At 41.8% G+C, this 20,741-nt stretch carries 16 protein-coding genes and 1 pseudogene; 6 read left to right on the top strand and 11 right to left on the bottom strand.

The genetic code is table 11. From position 1 onward, the window contains the following. Positions 1 to 848: 848 nt before the first annotated feature. The 3 genes from QUD05_RS24315 to leuS form a co-directional block, all read right to left on the bottom strand. Entirely contained in the window at positions 849 to 1,190 is a 342-nt protein-coding gene (locus tag QUD05_RS24315) for a DUF5615 family PIN-like protein (RefSeq protein ID WP_094352559.1), read from the bottom strand. 3 nt (positions 1,191 to 1,193) lie between these two features. After that, positions 1,194 to 1,520 carry a DUF433 domain-containing protein gene (locus QUD05_RS24320; RefSeq protein WP_289798335.1) on the bottom strand — a complete coding sequence of 109 codons (327 nt, stop codon included), beginning with the start codon at positions 1,518 to 1,520 and terminating at the stop codon, positions 1,194 to 1,196. Positions 1,521 to 1,693: 173 nt separating this feature from the next. Then, the gene (gene leuS / locus QUD05_RS24325; protein ID WP_289798336.1) at positions 1,694 to 4,312 is read right to left on the bottom strand and encodes a leucine--tRNA ligase; all 2,619 of its coding nucleotides are present in this window, start codon (positions 4,310 to 4,312) and stop codon (positions 1,694 to 1,696) included. A gap of 309 nt (positions 4,313 to 4,621) precedes the next feature. Here leuS and QUD05_RS24330 point away from each other — a divergent pair, with 309 nt between their 5' ends. Continuing rightward, on the top strand, positions 4,622 to 5,077 hold the full coding sequence (locus QUD05_RS24330) for a gamma-glutamylcyclotransferase family protein (protein WP_289798337.1): 456 nt from the start codon (positions 4,622 to 4,624) through the stop codon (positions 5,075 to 5,077). A gap of 16 nt (positions 5,078 to 5,093) precedes the next feature. On the opposite strand, the gene QUD05_RS24335 is transcribed toward QUD05_RS24330, so the two are convergent. From QUD05_RS24335 to QUD05_RS24345, 3 genes are all read right to left on the bottom strand, one after another. Continuing rightward, a complete protein-coding gene (locus QUD05_RS24335; RefSeq protein WP_289798338.1) occupies positions 5,094 to 5,708 on the bottom strand; it encodes an anti-sigma factor SapG in 615 nt (204 codons plus the stop codon). Positions 5,709 to 5,874: 166 nt separating this feature from the next. After that, the gene (gene sigG / locus QUD05_RS24340) at positions 5,875 to 6,531 is read right to left on the bottom strand and encodes an RNA polymerase sigma factor SigG (RefSeq protein ID WP_289798339.1); all 657 of its coding nucleotides are present in this window, start codon (positions 6,529 to 6,531) and stop codon (positions 5,875 to 5,877) included. Between the two features lie 365 nt (positions 6,532 to 6,896). Next, positions 6,897 to 7,049, bottom strand: a complete 153-nt coding sequence (locus QUD05_RS24345) for a QAALIT motif small membrane protein (RefSeq protein WP_289798340.1) — start codon at positions 7,047 to 7,049, stop codon at positions 6,897 to 6,899. 657 nt (positions 7,050 to 7,706) lie between these two features. Here QUD05_RS24345 and QUD05_RS24350 point away from each other — a divergent pair. Next, the gene (locus tag QUD05_RS24350; protein WP_289800067.1) at positions 7,707 to 8,354 is read left to right on the top strand and encodes a L,D-transpeptidase; all 648 of its coding nucleotides are present in this window, start codon (positions 7,707 to 7,709) and stop codon (positions 8,352 to 8,354) included. A 62-nt stretch (positions 8,355 to 8,416) separates the two neighbouring features. On the opposite strand, the gene QUD05_RS24355 is transcribed toward QUD05_RS24350, so the two are convergent. The 5 genes and pseudogenes from QUD05_RS24355 to QUD05_RS24375 form a co-directional block, all read right to left on the bottom strand. Next, the gene (locus tag QUD05_RS24355) at positions 8,417 to 8,956 is read right to left on the bottom strand and encodes a late competence development ComFB family protein (RefSeq protein ID WP_190909652.1); all 540 of its coding nucleotides are present in this window, start codon (positions 8,954 to 8,956) and stop codon (positions 8,417 to 8,419) included. Positions 8,957 to 9,077: 121 nt separating this feature from the next. Beyond that, positions 9,078 to 10,014, bottom strand: a pseudogene (locus QUD05_RS24360) (M23 family metallopeptidase). A gap of 511 nt (positions 10,015 to 10,525) precedes the next feature. Continuing rightward, positions 10,526 to 11,224, bottom strand: a complete 699-nt coding sequence (locus tag QUD05_RS24365; RefSeq protein WP_289798341.1) for a DevA family ABC transporter ATP-binding protein — start codon at positions 11,222 to 11,224, stop codon at positions 10,526 to 10,528. An 88-nt stretch (positions 11,225 to 11,312) separates the two neighbouring features. Further along, the gene (gene devC, locus QUD05_RS24370; RefSeq protein ID WP_289798342.1) at positions 11,313 to 12,485 is read right to left on the bottom strand and encodes an ABC transporter permease DevC; all 1,173 of its coding nucleotides are present in this window, start codon (positions 12,483 to 12,485) and stop codon (positions 11,313 to 11,315) included. Between the two features lie 108 nt (positions 12,486 to 12,593). Further along, entirely contained in the window at positions 12,594 to 13,793 is a 1,200-nt protein-coding gene (locus QUD05_RS24375) for an ABC exporter membrane fusion protein (RefSeq protein WP_289798343.1), read from the bottom strand. Positions 13,794 to 14,629: 836 nt separating this feature from the next. On the opposite strand from QUD05_RS24375, the gene QUD05_RS24380 reads away from it, so the two are divergent. From QUD05_RS24380 to QUD05_RS24395, 4 genes are all read left to right on the top strand, one after another. After that, complete coding sequence (locus QUD05_RS24380; RefSeq protein WP_289798344.1) at positions 14,630 to 18,763, top strand: HEAT repeat domain-containing protein; 4,134 nt, start codon at positions 14,630 to 14,632, stop codon at positions 18,761 to 18,763. Positions 18,764 to 18,881: 118 nt separating this feature from the next. Then, a complete protein-coding gene (locus QUD05_RS24385; RefSeq protein WP_289798345.1) occupies positions 18,882 to 19,502 on the top strand; it encodes a hypothetical protein in 621 nt (206 codons plus the stop codon). Positions 19,503 to 19,584: 82 nt separating this feature from the next. Beyond that, entirely contained in the window at positions 19,585 to 20,523 is a 939-nt protein-coding gene (locus QUD05_RS24390) for a nuclease A inhibitor family protein (RefSeq protein ID WP_289798346.1), read from the top strand. Between the two features lie 45 nt (positions 20,524 to 20,568). Beyond that, entirely contained in the window at positions 20,569 to 20,706 is a 138-nt protein-coding gene (locus tag QUD05_RS24395) for a hypothetical protein (RefSeq protein WP_289798347.1), read from the top strand. Positions 20,707 to 20,741: the final 35 nt, after the last annotated feature.

The following is a 20,741-nucleotide window of genomic DNA, read 5'->3' on the forward strand; positions in this document are numbered from 1 at the left end:
AGAAAAACGCGAAATCGTTTTGAACATCGCGGTAATTGTCGGTGAAAAAGTTGTGTTTTGCTTCCATGAAAGAAGTAACCCCCTACACTATACAGAAGACTTGGATGTCACCGTTTGCTAAGAGATAGAAGATACCCAACTCAAACTTTTCAATCTATTTGGGTTGAAGATTTGTTCTTGGGTTTCCATTGTCTAAAAAATACCTTCATCTATGATTTATTTGAGTCAAAATCGCTTCGATGCCAATATCCAAGCATTCTCTGGCTTATTTGATAGCGACTAATTTGCCGCAGTGAGATATTTATGCTACTACTTGCTGCACTTTTTGATACTGCACTTAGTGGTAAGCGATGCCGACAGCAGACTACGCCTATGCTAATAAACTATAAGTTTTTATACTATACTTACAAAATTGCTACAATCGTGCTTAGTCTCCTTAGTTACTATTCACGGTGAGTCGTTTTTAACTAGTGTTCAGTTCATAAACTGTCACTCACTAGATCCCCGGTATTCTTGTAAAAGAGATATTCTTAGTTAGTGCAAGGAGTGATACCATTTCACCACATGTTTGTCACAAGTTATCCTCGTAATACTCCCTCCTCAGGGAATGTTGCAGATTTCAAATGTTGCATCAAACGAGTGAGTTGGTATAAGCTTTTACAGAAAAGCGCTTGAGTGAGCAAAACTCTCAAGCGCTTTTTTGTGTATAAATAAAACAGTCCTACTCTCTGGATAGTTATACATCTGTGTTTAAATACACATCTATCAGAGGAATAAACTACTGCTGTAAAAATTGTAACAACATATACTTTACGACTTTAAAATTTGTGTGTTCCGTCAAAACCTTGTTAAGTGACTGGACGTACCACACGAATTAGTTTTCCTTGCAAAGGTTCTTCTGTTGCCACAGCCTCATCTATCCGTGCTGCAAATTGTTCCCAATTACGATTATTCGTGCAAACAAAAATACCGAAGTGGTTAGAATCACGACGATGCAAACGGATAAAATCAACTCTGTTGATAGTTAATATTGAGCGTTCTTGACTTATGGCAAATGCTAGCACTTCCTCATCAGGTATACCTTGGTCTGCATTTTCTGCTTCTTGAACTGTCAAAACATCATGCCCCAAAGCGCGTAATAATTCCACAACTGGAAAGGGAAACTGCTCATCTGCGTAAAACCGTGCCATCGATTAGGCTACCTCATTACGCTCAATTGCCAATTCGATTTCATTGGGATGAGCTTCTGCATATACCCAAGCATTAGCTAAATCTGTAGCTGTAATAGTTGGATAGCTCGTCAAAAGGTCAGCATCACTATATCCAAGACCGCGAGCTTCCACAAGTACCCAAACGGGAATACGAGTTTTAGCGATGCGAGCCTCTCCACCACAGACTCTAGGAGTTTTTTCAATTCCTTGCCAATTGTTGGCGAGACTTTGAGCAAGTAACTGTATAGCCTGCAATTTTTCACCAGGACTGAGGGCAAGCAGTTGTTGTTCTAACTCTTTTAGTGTCACAGATGTAAATCCTCTGATGTTTTGTCAGGCTAAATTTACAATTTTATCAATTGCTAAGTACAACATTTAATTAATTCATAGCGAGTTCTCTGCGTACCTCTGCGCTTTCCTTTGCGCCACTTTGCGTTTAAATTTCAACCCTCAATTCGCCACGATTTTACACAAAGCCGTACTTAGCTAACTACAAAGTTCACCAACTTTCCAGGCACCACAATTACCTTTTTAATCTCTTTGCCTTCGATGTAACGCTGGGCAATTTCTGATTCACGAGCATATTTTTCCAACGCTGCTTTATCTGCTTGTGCTGGTACTTGAATCGAGCCGCGAGTTTTACCCATAACTTGAATCACTAAAGTGATTTCATCAGCTACTAAAGCAGCCGGGTCAAATGATGGCCAAGTTTGAGTATGAACTGAATCACTTTCACCCAATAAATGCCACAATTCATCAGCAATATGTGGTGCAAATGGTGCTAGTAAAACCACCAAAGTCCAAATACCTTCTGCGTAAATTCGTGAATTTTTGCCGTCAGCATCAGTTAAGGCATTACTCAACTTCATTAATTCTGAAATAGCGGTGTTGAATTGATATTCGTCTTCCACATCTTCTGTCACCGCTTGAATCGCCGTGTGAATCGCCCGCCGCAATTCCTTTTCTACCTTAGTTAAATCAGATTGGGGTTTTTTACGGGATACCCCAGCAGCAATATAATCTGTCACCAAACGCCAAACCCGATTTAAGAAGCGGAATTGTCCTTCCACGTCGGCTTCATCCCATTCCAAATCTTTTTCTGGCGGCGCTTTAAACAAAATGAACATCCGCGCTGTATCTACACCATATTTGGAAATTACATCTTCTGGCGCTACACCGTTGCCCTTTGATTTAGACATGGTGGCATAGAGACGTTGCAACGGTTCACCTGTCTGGGGGTCGCGCGGGTCGGCTGAATTAACCAGATTAGAAGCAATCCATTTATCTTTACCACCCTTATTAGGATTTAGATAAGTTAAACCCTGCACCATACCTTGTGTTAACAAGCGTTGGAAGGGTTCATCAAAATTTAACAAGCCTCTGTCCCGCAGAACCTTAGTAAAGAACCGCGAATACAACAAATGTAAAATCGCGTGTTCAATCCCACCCACATACTGGTCAACTGGCATCCAGTCGTTTATTTTACTGGAATCAAAAACCTGTTGTTCATTCTTAGCGTCAGGAAACCGCAAGAAATACCACGAGGAATCAATAAAAGTATCCATCGTGTCCGTTTCCCGCTTCGCTGGAGTGCCACAAGTTGGACAAGGTACATTTACCCAACTTTCCAACTGAGTCAAAGGTGAACCGCCACGTCCAGTAAATTCCACCTCTTCTGGCAACTGTACTGGCAAATCTTTATCAGGAACTGGTACTATCCCACAGTTAGGACAGTGAATTACAGGTATTGGTGCGCCCCAGTAACGCTGCCGCGAAATCAACCAATCCCGCAAGCGATATTGCACCCGCACTTTACCAAAACCTTGTTGTTCGGCGTATTCAATGATTGCTTGTTTAGCATCTGTGGAAGTCATACCAGTAAAAGCCCCAGAATTAATTAAAATTCCTGGTTCCGTGTATGCCTGGTTGTATTCAATTTGAATGAGTTGTGTGACTTCATCAATGTCTGATGTTGGGGTTAAGTCAAAACCTGCAACATCATCTGGGGAAACGATGACAAAATCAACTGGCAAATCGTAATTTTTGGCAAACTTAAAATCCCGGACATCGTGTGCTGGTACACCCATTACTGCTCCAGTACCATACTCGTACAGTACATAGTCAGCAATCCAAATCGGCACTTCTTCTCCTGTAAATGGGTTAATTGCCTTACCACCTGTGGGGATACCCCGTTTAGGTTTGTCGTCAGCAGTACGTTCCAACTCACTTTGACGGGAAACCTCTTTAATAAAGGCTTCTACCGCTGCTTGTTGTTCTTTTGTAGTGACGCGTTTTGTTAAAGGATGTTCTGGTGCTAACACTAGATAGCTGACACCATAAACGGTATCTGGGCGTGTGGTGTACACTCCAATTTTTTCATCTATCCCAATGATGGGAAATTCTAAGTAAGCGCCTGTAGATTTGCCAATCCAGTTTGCCTGCATTGACTTGACGCGTTCCGGCCAACCTGTCAATTTATGTAAGTCATTAAGCAATTCTTCGGCGTATTCGGTAATCTTGAAAAACCACTGGCGTAATAATTTGCGCTCAACTATTGCCCCACTCCGCCAAGAACGTCCTTCGTTATCAACTTGCTCATTTGCTAGTACAGTTTGATCGATAGGGTCCCAGTTTACTGCTGCTTCTTTTTGATAAGCTAATCCTGCTTGCAAAAACTGCAAGAAAATCCATTGTGTCCATTTGTAATAATCTGGCGAACAGGTAGCAAGTTCGCATTCCCAATCAATGGATAAACCAAGACGCTGCAATTGTTGCCGCATCTGAGCCATATTCTGATAAGTCCACTTGGCTGGTGGTACACCACGATCAATAGCGGCGTTTTCTGCTGGCAAGCCAAAGGCATCCCAACCCATTGGGTGTATTACCCGATACCCCTGCATTCGCTTGAGGCGGGCAATCACATCGGTAATCGTATAATTACGGACGTGACCCATGTGTAGGCTGCCCGATGGATAAGGGAACATGGAAAGAGCGTAGAATTTTGGCTTATTGCTAACTGTCGGTGTCTTATCTAAGCCAAGTTCTACCCATGTTTTTTGCCATTTTTCCTCAATTGCTGCTGGGTTATATCGGGAATCCACCAAAAATTCTCCTACTGGGTCTACTTACTATGTCAACCTACCTATGTCAACATAGCAGGTTAATCTAATATTGTAGGTCAACTACTCACAGATTTATATATATCAGTGCGGTTGAGGAGCAGCCTGATTATGCTCAAACTGCAACTCTTTCAGATATCGCAAGAATTATTTGATGAAGGTTTTAGGGACTTTCAGTTAAAAAAACATCCCATCCTTGCGGGACGCTCCGCGAAGGTAGGGGCACAAGGTCTTGCGCCCCTACAAATCTACAAATAATTTGGGATAATTTATTTTTTGGAAGTCCCTTAAATGGTTGAATCAAATATAAAATTGTCTGATTTGGTGCGGGTTTTTGTCTACGGCGCGCTCAAACCAGGTGAAGCTAACTATAAAAGATACTGTGCTGGCAAAGTCTTTGATGTCAAAATAGCTCTTGTACAAGGCAAATTATTTTCTCTGCCAATGGGCTACCCAGCGATGACGCTAGGGGATAGCCAAGTTTACGGATATTTACTTTCTTTTTCCCACCCAAAGATTTTAAATGAGCTAGATGTGCTGGAAGATTACCAGCCCAATAGACAAACGCCAGAAAACCTCTATAATCGACAAATTATCGAGGTTTATGAGCCACAGTCGCTCTCTTATAGTTGGGCTTGGGTTTATTTAATGACTTTACAGGAAGTCGATCAATTAGGCGGTTTCCTCCAACCTGGGGGCTGGTGGAGCGGCTGTGGTATAACCCCAAAGTCCAGTTATCAACTGTAAACTGTTAACTTTGCGATTAGTTTATGTCCTGTTTGGGGTCGTGTCCTTGCGGCTGTACCTGATAAATTGAATTTTCTGGAGAGGCTACTGCTGCTTTCGGAATTTCAATTACCGGGTTATTTAGCCCCACCATCAGCGGCGAAGGGGGAACTATAGACGCTGAGGACGTTTGTATCGGTACTCTTTGTGGTCGTTGTGCTAGTTGTTGCACCATCGAACCACCACCTACTAAGCCAGATATTGCACCGATCGCACAAGCAGCAACGGCTGCACTCCCCACCATCCAGTTTAAACGGGAGCGGCGGCGCAAACGTGACAATACTTGCTGAACTGTCTCTTCTGGCGACTGTTGGGCTGCTGGCACTGGGAGCGTCCGCAAGCCTTGGCGCAGTTTTAACAGTCGGGCATACAAACACTGAACCGAGGCATCATTTGCCAGCCATTCTTCTACTTGCCTACGTTCGGTGGCTGTGACTTCACCATCGAGGTAAGCACTCAATAACTCGAAGCGATCGCGCTTCACCATATCCATAAGACCCGTTGATTCATTGGTATGCTTGGCCATTCCATCTGACAAATCTTGAGGAAGTTGCAAAGGAGAACGGTCGTAAAACTGAGAATCAGTAGTCATCTTAACATTATTACCAATTCATACACGGGTAAACTGGGCGGGAATTTCGGGAAAATTAGCCGATTTTCCTCCTAAAGGCAGAAACAATCTACGTCTTTCTAGTAATTCTTAATCTATGCTTAAATTCTGCCATTGGGCAGAGGCAAGATACTGTAAATTAAGAAAATTAAGAGTCTAGATAATTCTGCAAGTGGGCTTGCAGCCTCGATCTAGCTCTGGCTATTCTGGACTTCACAGTTCCTAGAGAAACTCCAGTGATTTCGGCAATTTCTTCATAAGCCATGCCTTCGATTTCTCTGAGGACAATGGTAGTACGAAAAACTTCTGGTAAATCCGCGATCGCTTCCCGTAATTGCTCGTAAAATTCTCTAGTTGTCAGTTCTTCTTCAGGACCTGGGGTATCACCAGCGATTTCCCAATCCATCTCCCCGTCCTCTAAGGAACGGGGAGCATCCAGTGACAAAGGACTCATAACCCGCTTGCGTTTCCGTAACTCGTCGTAAAACAAATTGGTGGCAATGCGGCTTAACCAGCCCCGAAATTTAGCAGGCTCTTGTAATCGGTTAATATTCCGATACACTCGAATCCAAACTTCTTGAGCCAAATCGGCTCTATCAGGCCAATCTGGAGCCAGGTGGTATAGAACTCGATCGACTTGACTTTGATAGCGGCGTAATAGTTCCGCAAAAGCAACACGATCTGGTCGCAGTCCGGCTTGACAGCGCAAAATTAAATCGTGGTTAGGGAGTTTGTCAACTTGCACTGATGCTTCTGGATACTTTGCATCAACCGTTGACCAGGATACAGTAATCGATTGACTCATAGATCGTACTGGCTCTAAATCATCCCTATCTATTAGACCTGCTAATGGGACAGAAGTTCCATGCTCAGGTGACGGATTTATGACTGGAACACTGAAGCATACAATTTTGGATACATTTATAGCAATAAGCAGAGCCACTTTTCCTTATACTGCTCCCATAGTTGCCTAAGACCCATCAACGAATAAAGGCGCGATGTAATGCACATTTTAGTACTTTTAGCAACTGGGTATATACGCTTGATCGAGATAATTAAATTTAGCTATAAAAATGAAGATAAAATTTTGTAATTCTAACTTCTTGATACCTTTAAAATTCGGGTAATAATTTCTGGAAGTTAAGTTGCTGTGGTTGCTAAGATGGTGATTTAATTTTTTGATTTCGTTACCAGAATAGTTGCTGATTGTTCTGGTTGTGGCTTGAAGGCAGCACTAGAGTTATGTTGCTCTGGTACGCGAACTTGAAAAAATAAATTGAGGGAAAATGTAATTGTTACCGCTAGCAATAGTTTTTCAAACATGGTTTTTCATCCACCTACACCATTAATGATTGATTACTACATTTCAAGAGTTCCACTAAAAAGTCCGAGGAGAGGCTTACGACCCTCAGAACTTTTGAGGAATGAGGTTGCTTACTTGGATTTTTGCCGCTGGGATAATTTGTATAGTCTTAGTTTGCCCAGAGGTGTTGGCAGATTTACAGCGGAAATGATAAGTATTGATAAATTTTTGATAATCGGATGATGAACTCATTCAATTACTCGGCTGGATATGTCAGGGATAAACAATAGGCGATGGCAATGGTAAGAAACGAATCTGTAGGGCGTATGGTAATGCTGCTTTGTTTTGGCACAGCATTTTTATCCTTAGCTGTCCATTGGCGCATTAGTACGGCGGAACGGCAGTATGAGAAGTCTGCATCTACTTCGATGCGGCGAGATTCTACCCGAACCAATCTTAAGGGAAGCCGACCAGAGGGAGTCTACAAGAATCTTTCCCAAGTGAGTTTGGGGGAAATTGCGCTGGGTGGATCTGTGCCACCTGATGAAGTTACCCAAGGCTCGACTGCCCAGAGGACGTTTACACCAAAGTCCTCTGCTATTAAACCTAAAACTAAATCAAAAATAATTAAAGTTAAAACAACTACTCGTAGGGCTTCTACACTCAAGCCTTCTACCATTAAGAAGTCGCAAATAATTAAGAAGAATCTAGTTAAAACAACTACTCGTAGGGCTTCTAAACTCAAGCCTTCTACCATTAAGCCTCAAACTAAGCCCCAAATTATTAAGAATAATGTAGCTAAAGCAAGCGACCTCCCAACTCAGACGCGGCTGGTGGCGCAAGTAGAAAGACAAAATCCAGTTGCAGATAGTTGGCCAAAAGGTTTGTGGTCTCAGGCTTCAGCCCAACAAGTACCATCTAGTAGGCTGGCAAATGTCAAGACGCAGGTGGTGGTTGATTTAAGCGATCGGCGGACTTATGTATACGCAGGAGATGAGGTGATAGCCAGCTACCCGATTGCTATCGGCAAGAAGGGTTGGGAAACGCCCACAGGTTCTTTCCAGGTGATCCACATGCGACACTATCCAATTTGGCGTCACCCGATTACTGGTAAAGTATTTGAGGCTGGTACGGATAGTCCCTTGGGAGATAGATGGATTGGTTTTTGGTCAGATGGACGGAATGAAATTGGCTTTCATGGCACGCCGGATGTTGACCTGGTAGGAACAGCTGTATCCCACGGCTGCTTAAGAATGCGTAATTCTGATGTCCGATTGTTATATGAGCAAGTAAGTTTAGGGACAACAGTTTTAGTCCGTGATTAATTAGTTAAGAGTCATTAGTCCTTTGTTCTTTGTCTAAAACTAATGACTAATGACTCTGAAAATTATAATTTTTGCTCAAAGTTAGGTGCGTATGTTTGGAGTAAAGCACTGACTTGGCGCACAACCTCGTTACCAGTATTTTTACCCAAGGCTTGACGTTCTGGGAAGAAATTGGGTCGATCGAGATAACGGTTAATCGCCTCACTTATTTGTTGAGAAATTAAGTCTTGCAGCTGTGCCTGAGCCGTTTGGCGCTGGAAGTTAGCACCTTCTTCTGTGGTAGCATATAAAGGCGGTAGCCGATTGAGAGCGTAAGCGGCAATATCTCCGACATCTAAAGAACTTTCGCTGGTGGCTTCAATTTCTGCGACTCGTGCGATCGCTTCTGTCAGCACCAATTCTTCCATAACGTTAATGAATTGTTTGCGAGGTACCGCCACTACCTCACCAGTCAATAGCGCACCCATCAGCCGATCCAACGCCATATACTCTTCAATTGAGAGTTCCGAGGCGTTATCACAGATTCTACCGACTTCTGCTTCCATTGCTGGTGTCAAATAACCATCTTGGAGAGCTTGTTCTACAATTTTTTCGATACTCATAACGCTTATCATCATTTATGTTGGCAAAGCTTGGTAGGGACGGTATCAATCCAATTTATTTTGCCTAATTCTCAGCAAAAAATACACAAATTATGCAAAGACACGATCAATTCTGCCTCTACTAGTTAACGACCTTAGTTCGCCAAGGTGTTGGATCAACAGATTGTCCGTTGACATACAGACCCCAGTGCAAGTGCGGTCCCGTAGAAGCGCCTGTTGAACCTACTGCACCAATTAGTTGACCAGCTTTCACAAAATCACCTTCTTTAACGTTAATACGACTCAGGTGCATGAAAATACTGGTTACTCCTTGACCGTGGTCAATGCCAACTACGTTACCGTGTACCCGAAACCCTTGGGATACCCTACCTACCAAAGCAACTCGCCCAGCGGCTGGGGAAATTACCGATGAACCTAGCAGCACCAGCGTAGTCAAGACCACGATGATAGTAGTCTTTTGCAAATGTACCATTATAGTAGCGACGCACACCATAGGTTGTACTCATCCGCCCTGCATTTGGCCTTAGGAATACTCCATTCCAAAACTTTTCTGGTGTTTGTAGTGCCTTAAAAGCTGCCACCCGCTTAAGTTCATACTCTGTGGCATCCACTCCAGCTTTGCCAGGTGGCAAAGTAATGCGTTGTACGGGGAATTTGCGATTAAGCACATTCACTGCCAAGTTTTGCACTTGACCATCCCCTGCAACCCGAAGTGTTCTAGTTCCAGCTTTTTCTAATGGAGTTGTGGGAACAAAAGCCCGATACCGATTAGGCGCAATTTCAAAGGCTGGGTATGTATTCTTACCACTAGCTACTGTTGGATTTGTACCATTCTCTGGATTATCTAGATTAATCTCCACCGAGAGTGTATCCCCTAATTTCGGATTAGTTGGAATCACCTTTACTTGCAAAGCATCTACAGGCAATGCCAAAGCGATGGGGAGAACAGCAAATATTCCCTTTAACACATTTATTCCACGGCAGTTGGCTGTCAAAGTTTTGACATCAAAACCGAGCAACTTTTTGTTTGAACTACTAGTGCTATTCTCAAGAATCATAGAATTACAAAAAAACCCTTGCTTGTATTGGAAAATAGATTAGCTTATTATCGCTAGTGTTTCCTGTTTGAAGCCGATAACCATAAATTTTCGGAAATTCTCCAGGTACTTATGGATTGCAAGGGCAAATCATTTTATCTGTAATCTTAGGAAATTGGTCTTAACTTTAATAACCAAGGTGTATGACATTGGCAATGAGCATAAAATTTAACTTTCATTACATAAATAGTACTTGAAGGAAATCTTGGAATCAACTGGACACTTTTTCAACTGGACACTAATATCACATTGTTAGGTTGAAATCGGTATGGGGAAATTACTTAAACTAGGTAAGTAAGTCAGTGAGGATAAATTAAACTATAGGACTAGTCGTAAATATTTTAAAATTTGGTGAGAGTAGGTCTTGATTCGCCAAAAACTATGATGTTAAGGGAAAAATGTGATTCTGACACTCCAAATTTAAGATTTACTTTATAAATCAACTCTGAATGAGAGAATACACTAATTAACTTTAGGCTGATAGTATTACTTTTGACTTGAATTTGCCATCTTCCATCTGAACGATGCGATCGGCAATGTCTAGGATGCGGTTGTCATGAGTAACCATCAAGATGGTACAACCTTGTTCTTTTGCGAGTTTTTGCATGAGGTTGACTACATCTCGTCCCGATTGACTGTCAAGGGCGGCGGTGGGTTCATCCGCAAGGATTATTTGAGGATGACTGACTAAAGCACGAGCGATCGCTATTCTTTGTTTTTGCCCTCCAGACAGTTTATCAGGGTAATAATGCAAATGATTTCCTAATCCTACTTGCTCTAACATTTGGGCTGACCTAGCTCGCATCTTTTTTAACCCAAGATGCTTGTGCAATTCTAAAGCCATTTTGACGTTTTGGAGTGCCGTCAAACTACCATGCAAGTTATGTGCTTGGAAAATATAACCATTACGGCGTCGTGCTTGCACTAATTGTTCAGCGTTCGCACCATAAAGTTCTCGTCCCAACACTCGCAAGCTACCAGATTGGGCAGAACGCAACCCACCCACTAAGGTCAGCAAGGTAGTCTTTCCAGAACCAGAGGGCCCAGTCATGATAATAATTTCACCAGCGTTAATCTCTAAGTTGATGTTACATAAAACTTGCTTGCGGAGTGAGCCGTGACCAAAGTGGTGGTCGAGATTTTTAATAGAGATGACGGGTTTGCTAGTCATAAATAGCTCAATTACTCGTGACGATCATCATTGGTCATTTGTCCTTTGTCCTTTGCAAATGACCAATGACCAATGACGAATGACAAATTTAAAACATATCAGCAGGATCGGTGGCTTGGAGTTTGCGGGTAGCGATCGCACCAGAAATGGTACACATAATGATGGTCAGTACTAATACCTGCAATGCCCGAATCGCAGTCATGTACATAGGCAAATTTGTGGCACTGCGAGTCAGTTGGTAAAGCACTAAGGACACTCCTAATCCGGGGAAAAAGCCCAGTGCTGCTAATATCAACGATTCTTCAAACACCACACCTAGCAAGTAGTAATTGCGATATCCCATTGCTTTGAAGGTGGCGTATTCTCGAACGTGGGCATTAACATCGGTGGAGAGGACTTGATAAACGATTATCACGCCCACCACAAACCCCATCGATACACCCAGGCTGAAGATAAACCCAATTGGGGAATTTGTTCTCCAGAAATTGTTCTCAAATTCAATAAATTCAGCGTGGGTGAATACTCTGACATCATCTTTGAGGTAGGCTTTGAGCATTGCGGCTACTTTTTTCGGTTCATAGCCTGGTTTCAGAACAATCAAACCTAGACTGACACTACTGGACTGTCGCCCAGAAAATAGCCGCAAAAAATTTTGATCGCTGGTAATCAGGTTGCCATCAAAGCCAAAGGAAGCCCCAACTTGGAATAAGCCACTAATGGTAATTGTGCGCCTTTCAATTTCGGCAGTCAGGGTTTTACCTTGGTCAATTTGAGCGATCGCTTTTTGATAATCTCCTCTTGCACCACGATCGAACAAGACGGTATCGGGTAGTTTGATCGCTTGCAATTGCTGATTAACATCTGGTAAATCAAAGGCTGGCTTATCTGGGTTAAAACCAATAACTAACACCCCCGTCTCCCGATGCGTTTGGGGATTCTTCCAGATTGTGTTGTTGAAATACATTGCTTGGGCTGACTTCACCCCTGGTATATCCATTGCTTGGTAAAGTCGCCGACGAGAAAATGTAGACAAGCTTGGTAAATTACGGGCTTGGGGACTGGTTAAAACAATGTCTGCTTGCAAACTGCGATGTAGTCTGGTGTTACTGTCATATAGCGCAGTCTGAAAACCTAGCTGCATGAACATCAGAAGATCCGCAAAGGCAATGCCTGATAATGCCACTAAAAGACGGCTTTTTTCATGATTTAGTTGCAGCCATCCTAGAGGGGTTCGCCGTCGCAGTTGTTTGAGCAATCCCATGATAAGAAGTGGGGAGTGGGGGGATGAGGGAGTAAGGGAGTAACGAAGAAGAATTAATAACCAATGACAAATGACAAATGACTAATGACTAATGACTAATGACAAATTTCACAATTCAATTACTGCCTTAACTTGCATATTGGTTAAGGTGGCGGCTTTTTGGCTGGAAGTTTCATCTAGTCGGATGTGGACTTCTACTACTCTGTTGTCGATATTGCTGACGGGATCTGTGTTAATGACATTCTGTCGTCGCACTTGTAAACCTTTGCGATCTACGATTCCCTGCAATTCAATCGGGAGGTTATCACCAAAGATTCGCACTTGCTGCCCTGAATGTACTTTGCCGATATCGCTTTCGTAGACTTCGGCGATGACATACATCTGGCTGGTTTGCCCAATATCTGCAATGCCATCATTTGAGACTAATTCCCCAGGATGAGTATGGATCTCAAATACCTGTCCATTTTGGGGCGATCGCACCTCTGCCTGTTCAAGATTGACTTTTGCCAAATTCATAGCTGCTACAGCACGATTGACTTCTGCTTTAGCTGCTTCTACATCCACTCCGCGCACTTCAGCGATTTCATCGAGTGTTGCTGTGGCTTGTTTAACTTGTTGCTGACTAGTTGATTGGGTACGGTTTAACTGTGCTTGGGCTTCTTGCAAGCTTTTTTGGGCGGTTTCCAAGTTTAAACGCTTACTATCCCGTTGAGAAGCGGAAATTGCGCCCTGTTGATATAGTTGCTGATAACGTTCGTCTTCTGCTTGGGCGTTACGCACTTCGGCTTGAAATCGCTCAATTGTCGCGGCTTGGGCATTAATATCACCTTGGCGTTCGGCTTCTAGACGAGCGATCGCAGCTTTTTGGGCGGCAATTTCACCGCGTTTAGCACCTGCTTGGATGCGGTTTAGGTTTGCCTGGGCTACTTTTACTTGTTCTTGTGCCTCTTTAAATGCTGCTTGGAGGCGATCGCGGCTGTTCAAAATTGCGATCGCTTGTCCTGTTTTTACCCTATCCCCCTCCTTTACTAACAACTTTTCTACCCGACTTCCTTCCGCAGACACCGCAGCAGAGAGTTTAATTATCTTGCCCTGTGGTTCGAGTCGTCCTAAAGCCGTTACCGTTGTTAACTGTGGTAATTGTGTTGCTGGTACTTGTGCCTCTGGATTTGCATAATTTTGCCAGCGTTTTACTATATAAAAACTTATTCCGCCAATCAATAAAGATGCAATTATACCTATAGCAACGGATGGACGCAGAATAGACTTAGGGAACCTTCTGTACCCTAGCTTTGAGTTTCGCACCATAGATTACCTCTTAACTAGTGGCGCAGAAAAAAGAACAGATTAGGCTTTTCTCCGTACTTGTTTGCTAATTCCTACTTCTTGAGTCAGTTATTCTTGATTTATCACTTCCAAGTCCACAAAATAATTTGGAAATTGTTGAGATTTTACTTAGATAAAGTGATTTAGCTGGCTAGGATAACAACGAATATCTTTACCAAATTATAGGTTTATGTTTTTAGCAAACTACTTTTGTTTTATGAAAGTACTCAGGTATAGTAAACGGTTTTAAAATTCCGGGTTGTAACAGCGCCAACAATCATAATCAAATTAAGTAAATAACAAAAAATATTTGCTGTGATTGCGATCGGTGGAAATTTATATCAAATTTTGATGATAATAGCGTTTACCAATCGTATTAGGTACATCATATTCCCCTCCTCGCTTGCCTACGGTGTATACACAAGTCTGAAATAGTTTACTAATTTGGTTTTTCGTGTCAGTTTTACCCCACCCTAACCCTCCCCTTGTAAAGGGGAGGGAACTAGATTTCTTTTTCCCCAATACATCGGGGGGATTAAGGGGGGTAATTTGACTTGTGTATACACACACTTGCGGGGTGGGGTTTTTGTACCTCGTAAGGGACAAGAACCGCTATAATCCCATTCAAAGGTTAAAACGAAACATTAACCAAACCGCATTGTGACACCTGTAGCTTGCAATTCTCACAAATCAAATAGGATTACTGTATTTAAGTCTGTTTGCTATTGGGAATTATAAAGATAGGAATACAAAACTTTCACAATAGTTTTGTATTCCTTTTATAGTATAAATGTACTATTAACTTTAGTTGTACAGCCATGCAACCTCTTCAGCCAGTTAGCGGATCGGATTTGCAAAGATTTTTGTCAGCACCAGAGCAGTTATTGCAACAGTCAGTAGGATTGCAATTAGCTATTGCTAGTTTCTACCAGACACCGCGAAGTCTTTTAGAGATTCTAGTTAATAGTCCTGATGCACAGGTAGCAGAAGCAGCAAGTTTGCACGTAAATTTGGCAGGAGAAATAACAGACGGCTGGCAGCAAGCAGTTGATGAAATCCTGCAACAGCGTCAGCTAGGGCAAAACGACCGATTGGCGGTAGAACTACTCAAAATCGGGACTGTACCTCCTTGCTTCCTCAGCGAATGGGTTCCAGCCGAGCGACTAATTAAAGGATTGCGAAATCCCCAAATGCCGTTGCGTTATCGGTTGCAATTATTACAACGACTATCACAAGAACCAACTTTAGAACCAAGGTTACAGGTAGCAGAGTCGCCAGAAACGCCCTTGGCAGTATTGGAACAGTTAGCGGGTGATTTAGAATTACCAGTCCGGTTGGCGGTGAAGTTTAATCCCAGTTGTCCACCACCATTAATTGAACTCGTGGAAGGACAGTATGCCGTTGCATCTGACTGGAATACTGATAGCGAACAATTGGCGATGCTGGGGCAGAGTCGTTGGGCGTGGGTGCGGTTGGCTGTGGCGCAAAATCCCTCAGCGCCAGCAAAGACGCTGATGCAGTTGGCTGGGGATGCGGTGGACAAAATTCAGTTAGCGGTAGCGAAGAATCCAGAAACAGCCGCAGATGTGTTGGCTGTGCTAGCAGAACATCAAGATAAAGCGATACAAGCAGCTGTAGCGGAACATGGGAATGCAACGGAAGAAATATTGCATCAATTATTTCCAACTCAACAGCATCTTTTAAAAAGAAGGAAAAATTTACCAGCTAGTATTTTAGAGCGGATTTTCAATGAATTAGTAACAAACCAGCCAATTTGGAAAAATAAGGAACTTCGTTATTTTTTATTAAAACAACCAAACACACCAACAAGGTTTTTAGCTGAGTTAGCAAATATTGATTTAGAAGCACTAAGAGCGGAAAAACTAGAACAAGAAAGAAAAGCCGGATCAACGCCAGGAATATCTGAAAAATGGGTTCAGGATGAGATTAGATTTCTCACTGATGTTGCCGAACATCCGCAAGTTTCGGTGGAGATTTTAGAACGATTGGCACAGTATCCCAATTCTCATGTCAAACTTGCTGTTGCCCAAAATTCCCAAACTCCTGAACAACTAAAACTACGGATTTTATCAGAGTTGATACTTTATGCGGAGGACAATATTAAAGTCGAAATTGCCAAAAATCCCGAAACACCAGTGTATGTTTTAGAGGCGATAGGGCAAAATGAGTCTTATCGCACCAAGCTTTTACGGGAAATTCGACGAGTTTTAGCCTCTGAGTATGCTGTTAATGCTAACTCATTTAATTCCACTGCTGACAAATTCATGTCTGATCTCAAGCATCAGACTTTATATCCTAATAATATTGTTGTTAATGTTGACTACTTGATGAGACTGTTTGAAAGTCCTGATTTTCTGGAGGTAATGACAAGAAATTTAACTTATGAGGATACAAAAAATGAGCTATCTCTATTGATGAATAGATTTTTATCTGAATTGACAGAAATGTTTTCTGGGCTATCGAATAAACTACAAGAACAAGTAGTTACAACTATCGTAAGTATTTTGGCATTAATTAACAGTGGTGTTAAAAATAACTCAAGAAAACGCTCTATAGCTGTAGCGTTAGTTGGCAATCAAAATACTCCAGTTTCTTTACGGAATGAATTAATTAATCAGCTTAGAAGACCATCAATACCACTTACTTCTCATGAGAGTGACTGCGACTTGTTTTTAGCACTTGTTTATAATCCACAGATTTCAGAAGCGCAAAGGATGGAATGTTTTCAGCAGCTTCTCTCTACAAATTGGAACAATATTCAAGAAGGAATTGCCAGAAATCCAAATACTCCAGCGGAAATTATAGCTCAGTTAATGACTCGCCCTGGTGTAGGTCGTCAAGCAGTTTCTAGAAACCCCAATGCACCCACCGAGGCACTGGCAGAACTAGCCCAGGACAGCAATAGTACAACCCGGAATTGGGTAGCTGAAAATCCTGGTACTCCAACTAATATTTTGGTGCAACTTACCAGACAACCTGTAGAGAAAACAATTAATAATATTTCAAGTGTACGTGAGACTGTACTGAAAAATCCCAATTTTCCTCCCCTTGAACGTTATCGGTTATTGCTAGCTATAGAGGAGGAGCAAGAAACTGCAAACGCTCATCAATTAATGGCTCGTCGCACTAATAGTTCTTATGCTTTGGCGCAAGTTGTGGAAAAGGGAGATCAAAAAGCCAAACTAACCGCAGCACGTAGCAATCAAACTCCGATTCAAATATTGGAACAACTGGCAAAAGATCCAGATGAAACTGTGCGTCAAGCTGTCTCGCAAAACTCCAATTTACCCCTCAATCGATTGCTCGAACTTGCACGAGATTCCAGTGTAAAAATTCGACAGGCACTTGCGTATAAATCATCTCATAATAAAATACCAACGCCTATTCAACTATTAGAAATACTAGCGCAAGATGAATCTGAGCAAGTCAGAGCCAAAGTTGCAGAACATCCTGATTCATCTGTTGAAATTTTGACACGGTTAGCCAACGATACTAGCCGTGAAGTCAAATCAAGACTGACTGCTAACCCCAATACTCCAGTCACAATTCTCACTCGCTTGGGATTAGAAGAAAATCTGGTAAATCAACGCAATCCCAATACACCAGGAATTGTGCTTGCTCAGGCGGTTAAAAGCATGAATAGCAAAAATCTCGCTGATTTTATTAAACATCCTGTCAAAGGTTCACAAATGCCTGCTGAAACTTTGTCACAGTTAGCAAGTCACACCGATAGTTCAGTGCGTTATCGAGTCGCATCTCACCATAATACACCAGCCACCGTTTTAAGACAGTTAGCTAGAGACTCTTATGTAGCTACAGTTCGTGCTGTCGCCAGTAATGCTAATACATTTCCTGAAACTTTGGAAGTGCTAGCTAGTCACCCAGATTTTACAACTCGTTTGGAAGTTGTTCGCAATCCCAACACACCGCCTCGCGCACTTGCTCAAATTGTTCTGAGTACCCAAAATTCAGGAAATACGCCAAATCAAACAGTACATATGCTCAAAAGTGCATTTCCGGGCGATCATAATGATGTGCTGCGTTCAATAGCTGGTAATCCTCGCACACCTATTGAGGCATTGGAGATTTTAGCAAGAAGAGAATTTATCGGTGCAACACCCGATCGTCACTCGATTCTTCCACCCACAACTGATGATAATATAGTGCGATCGCTTGCATACAACCCCAGCTTAACACCACAACTACTGAGCATTCTTGTGCAAGATCCTTATGTAGAAGTGCGTGTTTGTTTAGTTCGGCATCCCAATTTGACAGAGGCGTTGTGGTTACAGTTAGCAGAAGATACAGAAATCTCCGTGCGTGAAGCTGTTGCGGCTACAATCAACGCACCTGTAAGCGTTTTGGAATTACTAGCGCAGGATGAACAAGTAGAGGTGCGAATCAAGGTAGCGACTAACCCCAATACACCAATTACTGTCTTACAAGTTCTCGCAGGTGATGAAAACTCCAGTGTCCGCACTGCTGCGGCTAGCAATTCTAACCTACCTGAAACAATACTGACACAACTGGCAACCGATAAAAAAGTCGAAGTCCGCCGCGCAGTTGCTCAAAATCCCAACACCCCTGCACCCATCCGCGAAAGCCTCCGCGATTTGATTATACAACCCACCACCCGCCAAACTAGTCCCACCTTGCGCGGACTCAACCGCCTCTACAACCCCAGCACCGATGATTTAGTCAGCATACTTGCAGAATACGCGAGTTCAGAAAATGCCTTTGTGCGGTTTGTGACACTCCTCCACCCGCTAACTCCCCATGAAGTGCTGACTCAAGCGGCGCAGTCTGCATCCTGGCTGGAACGCTACGCCGTTGCTGATAATTCTGGGACTCCAAGCATTTTACGCCAGCAACTTGCTCAAGATAGCAACCGGATTGTCCGCGCAGCCGCTAGAGTTAATACTAATTCGTAATTCGTAGTTCGTAATTCGTAATTAAGAGATGTCAGATTTCGTGGGGGTTTCAGGGTTTGAATTTGTTGCTGGATTTTAGAGAATTGGTATAACTTGTAAATAATTGAGGATGTTGCAGATGGCATACAGTGATTTCACACTTGCCAAAGTTCGAGAAACCTTTCAACTTGTAATTGATGAAAAGCGCAATCTATTCAAAGATGTGTCGCCTATTCAACCTTCCGCTAGCTTAACAACGCTCTTAGAAGAATATACTCAACTAGCAACTGCCATCAATACTGAAAAAGCCCGTTCCGAATTACTAATTATGCCAGCTCTTACGGAAGTTAGACGACAGTTAAATTATCAAATCTCACTGTTTTCTGGAACAGATTTTGATGTAGATAGTAGTAAAGGATTGAATGGATTTTGTGATTTCATTCTCTGTGGTTCTGAAGAACAGTTTTATATTAAAGCGCCTGTGCTTACAATTATTGAGGCGAAAAATGAAAATATCAAAGGTGGTTTAGGACAATGTATTGCCACTATGATAGCTGCCCAATTATTCAATCAAAATACTCAACAAGAAGTTAAAACAATCTATGGAGTTGTCACTAGTGGAACCAATTGGCGATTTTTAATGTTGGAAGGACTAACAGGATACATTGACATAGTTGAATACTACATCAATGATGTTGATAAAATTGTTGGTATTCTGTTGCAACCATTTCAATCTGCTTTGCTACAAACGTCTTCCTAAATCAGTCATTCTCTTAACATAGAGACTAACTGCAAATATTAACATATCCGCCAATAAAAAAGTAAATTATACCTATTAAACTATGCAGCCAGAAACAGAGCAAATTCTAGGAACACTAGAAGTTATTATTGAGCCTAATTCAAATTTTAATTTACCCGGACATGAAGACGGTGGATATATTTCTCCATTTGTTTGGGAAGTTTCTGAATATGGAGAATTTAATATACTAAAATTGAGTATTATCAAAGACTGGTTAAAATTGACAGACGTTGATAAAACAATTGCAGGCTGGCAAGAAATGGAGTATTTGAGTATTTTTAATAACTTTGGTTTTGAAAAAGATGAGAAGAATAATAGGTCAAATAAAATAAAAGCCTTATTTGAAATACTGAGTGATAAATTGCAAGACTTAGAATCTTTTGATTTAAAAGTTTCCTGTTACTTATCACCCAATACTTCAATCGGTATTATTGTTGGTAAAACAATAGATAGTGATTGGATTTGTGTTTGTCCTACCATTTATAAAGAAACAGAAATTTCCCAACAGCAAATTTTTCGCTCTGAGCAGCTTCAATCAATTAGCACTAAACCATTAAATGAGAATACATTAACTTTAGTTTCAGAAATCAAAGCAATTACTTTAGAATTAGGAACAATTCATTTAGAAGGCGATTTTGGTGGTGGTTATTACTATAGCTATGAACACCAAATTGTCTATGCTGCTGCTGAGACTAAAGAGCGGGCTATTGAAATTACTTTGCAGGCTTCGGGAATGCTGGAAATAAGTAAATTTCATAATTTTTACCCTGATAAACAATACTTCCAAAATGAGAATAGTGGCTCAGAAACCAAATATTTAAAATATCAGCAAGTAAATAAATTTTTAGCTTCTACTTTTCCAGAAGTAATGATGTATAGATTCAGCTTTCTGACCGAGGAAAATATATACATAATCGGTAAAGTTTTGGGTGGAGATTGGGCAGGGCTTTATCTAGAAAGTGAATTTGTTTATAATCCCTAAAAGTATGTTGATGGTCGCAACAATAGCCGTAAACTTAGCCAGTTTATGAACCAGTGTTTAGCTAATTGTACTTATTACAGTATCAGTTTTTGGGATGTTGACTACTCCTATGAAGTCGGACAAACGCCAGCAGGAGATTGGCTAGGCGTGCGATCGCAAAGCGAATTTGAGTACAATCCTTAGAAAGAGTAGCAAAAACCTAATGTCTAAAAAGTCTG

Source organism: Nostoc sp. GT001, assembly GCF_030382115.1.
Taxonomy (GTDB): Bacteria; Cyanobacteriota; Cyanobacteriia; order Cyanobacteriales; family Nostocaceae; genus Nostoc.

Excerpts from the sequence above, each read along its gene's own strand:
- QUD05_RS24365 (WP_289798341.1), bottom strand. The coding sequence starts at position 11,224 with ATGACTAGCAAACCCGTCATCTCTATTAAAAATCTCGACCACCACTTT.
- devC (WP_289798342.1), bottom strand. The coding sequence starts at position 12,485 with ATGGGATTGCTCAAACAACTGCGACGGCGAACCCCTCTAGGATGGCTG.
- QUD05_RS24335 (WP_289798338.1), bottom strand. The coding sequence starts at position 5,708 with ATGACTACTGATTCTCAGTTTTACGACCGTTCTCCTTTGCAACTTCCT.
- sigG (WP_289798339.1), bottom strand. The coding sequence starts at position 6,531 with ATGAGTCAATCGATTACTGTATCCTGGTCAACGGTTGATGCAAAGTAT.
- QUD05_RS24375 (WP_289798343.1), bottom strand. The coding sequence starts at position 13,793 with ATGGTGCGAAACTCAAAGCTAGGGTACAGAAGGTTCCCTAAGTCTATT.
- QUD05_RS24385 (WP_289798345.1), top strand. The coding sequence starts at position 18,882 with ATGGCATACAGTGATTTCACACTTGCCAAAGTTCGAGAAACCTTTCAA.
- QUD05_RS24345 (WP_289798340.1), bottom strand. The coding sequence starts at position 7,049 with ATGTTTGAAAAACTATTGCTAGCGGTAACAATTACATTTTCCCTCAAT.
- QUD05_RS24380 (WP_289798344.1), top strand. The coding sequence starts at position 14,630 with ATGCAACCTCTTCAGCCAGTTAGCGGATCGGATTTGCAAAGATTTTTG.
- QUD05_RS24315 (WP_094352559.1), bottom strand. The coding sequence starts at position 1,190 with ATGGCACGGTTTTACGCAGATGAGCAGTTTCCCTTTCCAGTTGTGGAA.
- QUD05_RS24390 (WP_289798346.1), top strand. The coding sequence starts at position 19,585 with ATGCAGCCAGAAACAGAGCAAATTCTAGGAACACTAGAAGTTATTATT.
- QUD05_RS24395 (WP_289798347.1), top strand. The coding sequence starts at position 20,569 with ATGAACCAGTGTTTAGCTAATTGTACTTATTACAGTATCAGTTTTTGG.
- QUD05_RS24355 (WP_190909652.1), bottom strand. The coding sequence starts at position 8,956 with ATGAGTATCGAAAAAATTGTAGAACAAGCTCTCCAAGATGGTTATTTG.
- QUD05_RS24330 (WP_289798337.1), top strand. The coding sequence starts at position 4,622 with ATGGTTGAATCAAATATAAAATTGTCTGATTTGGTGCGGGTTTTTGTC.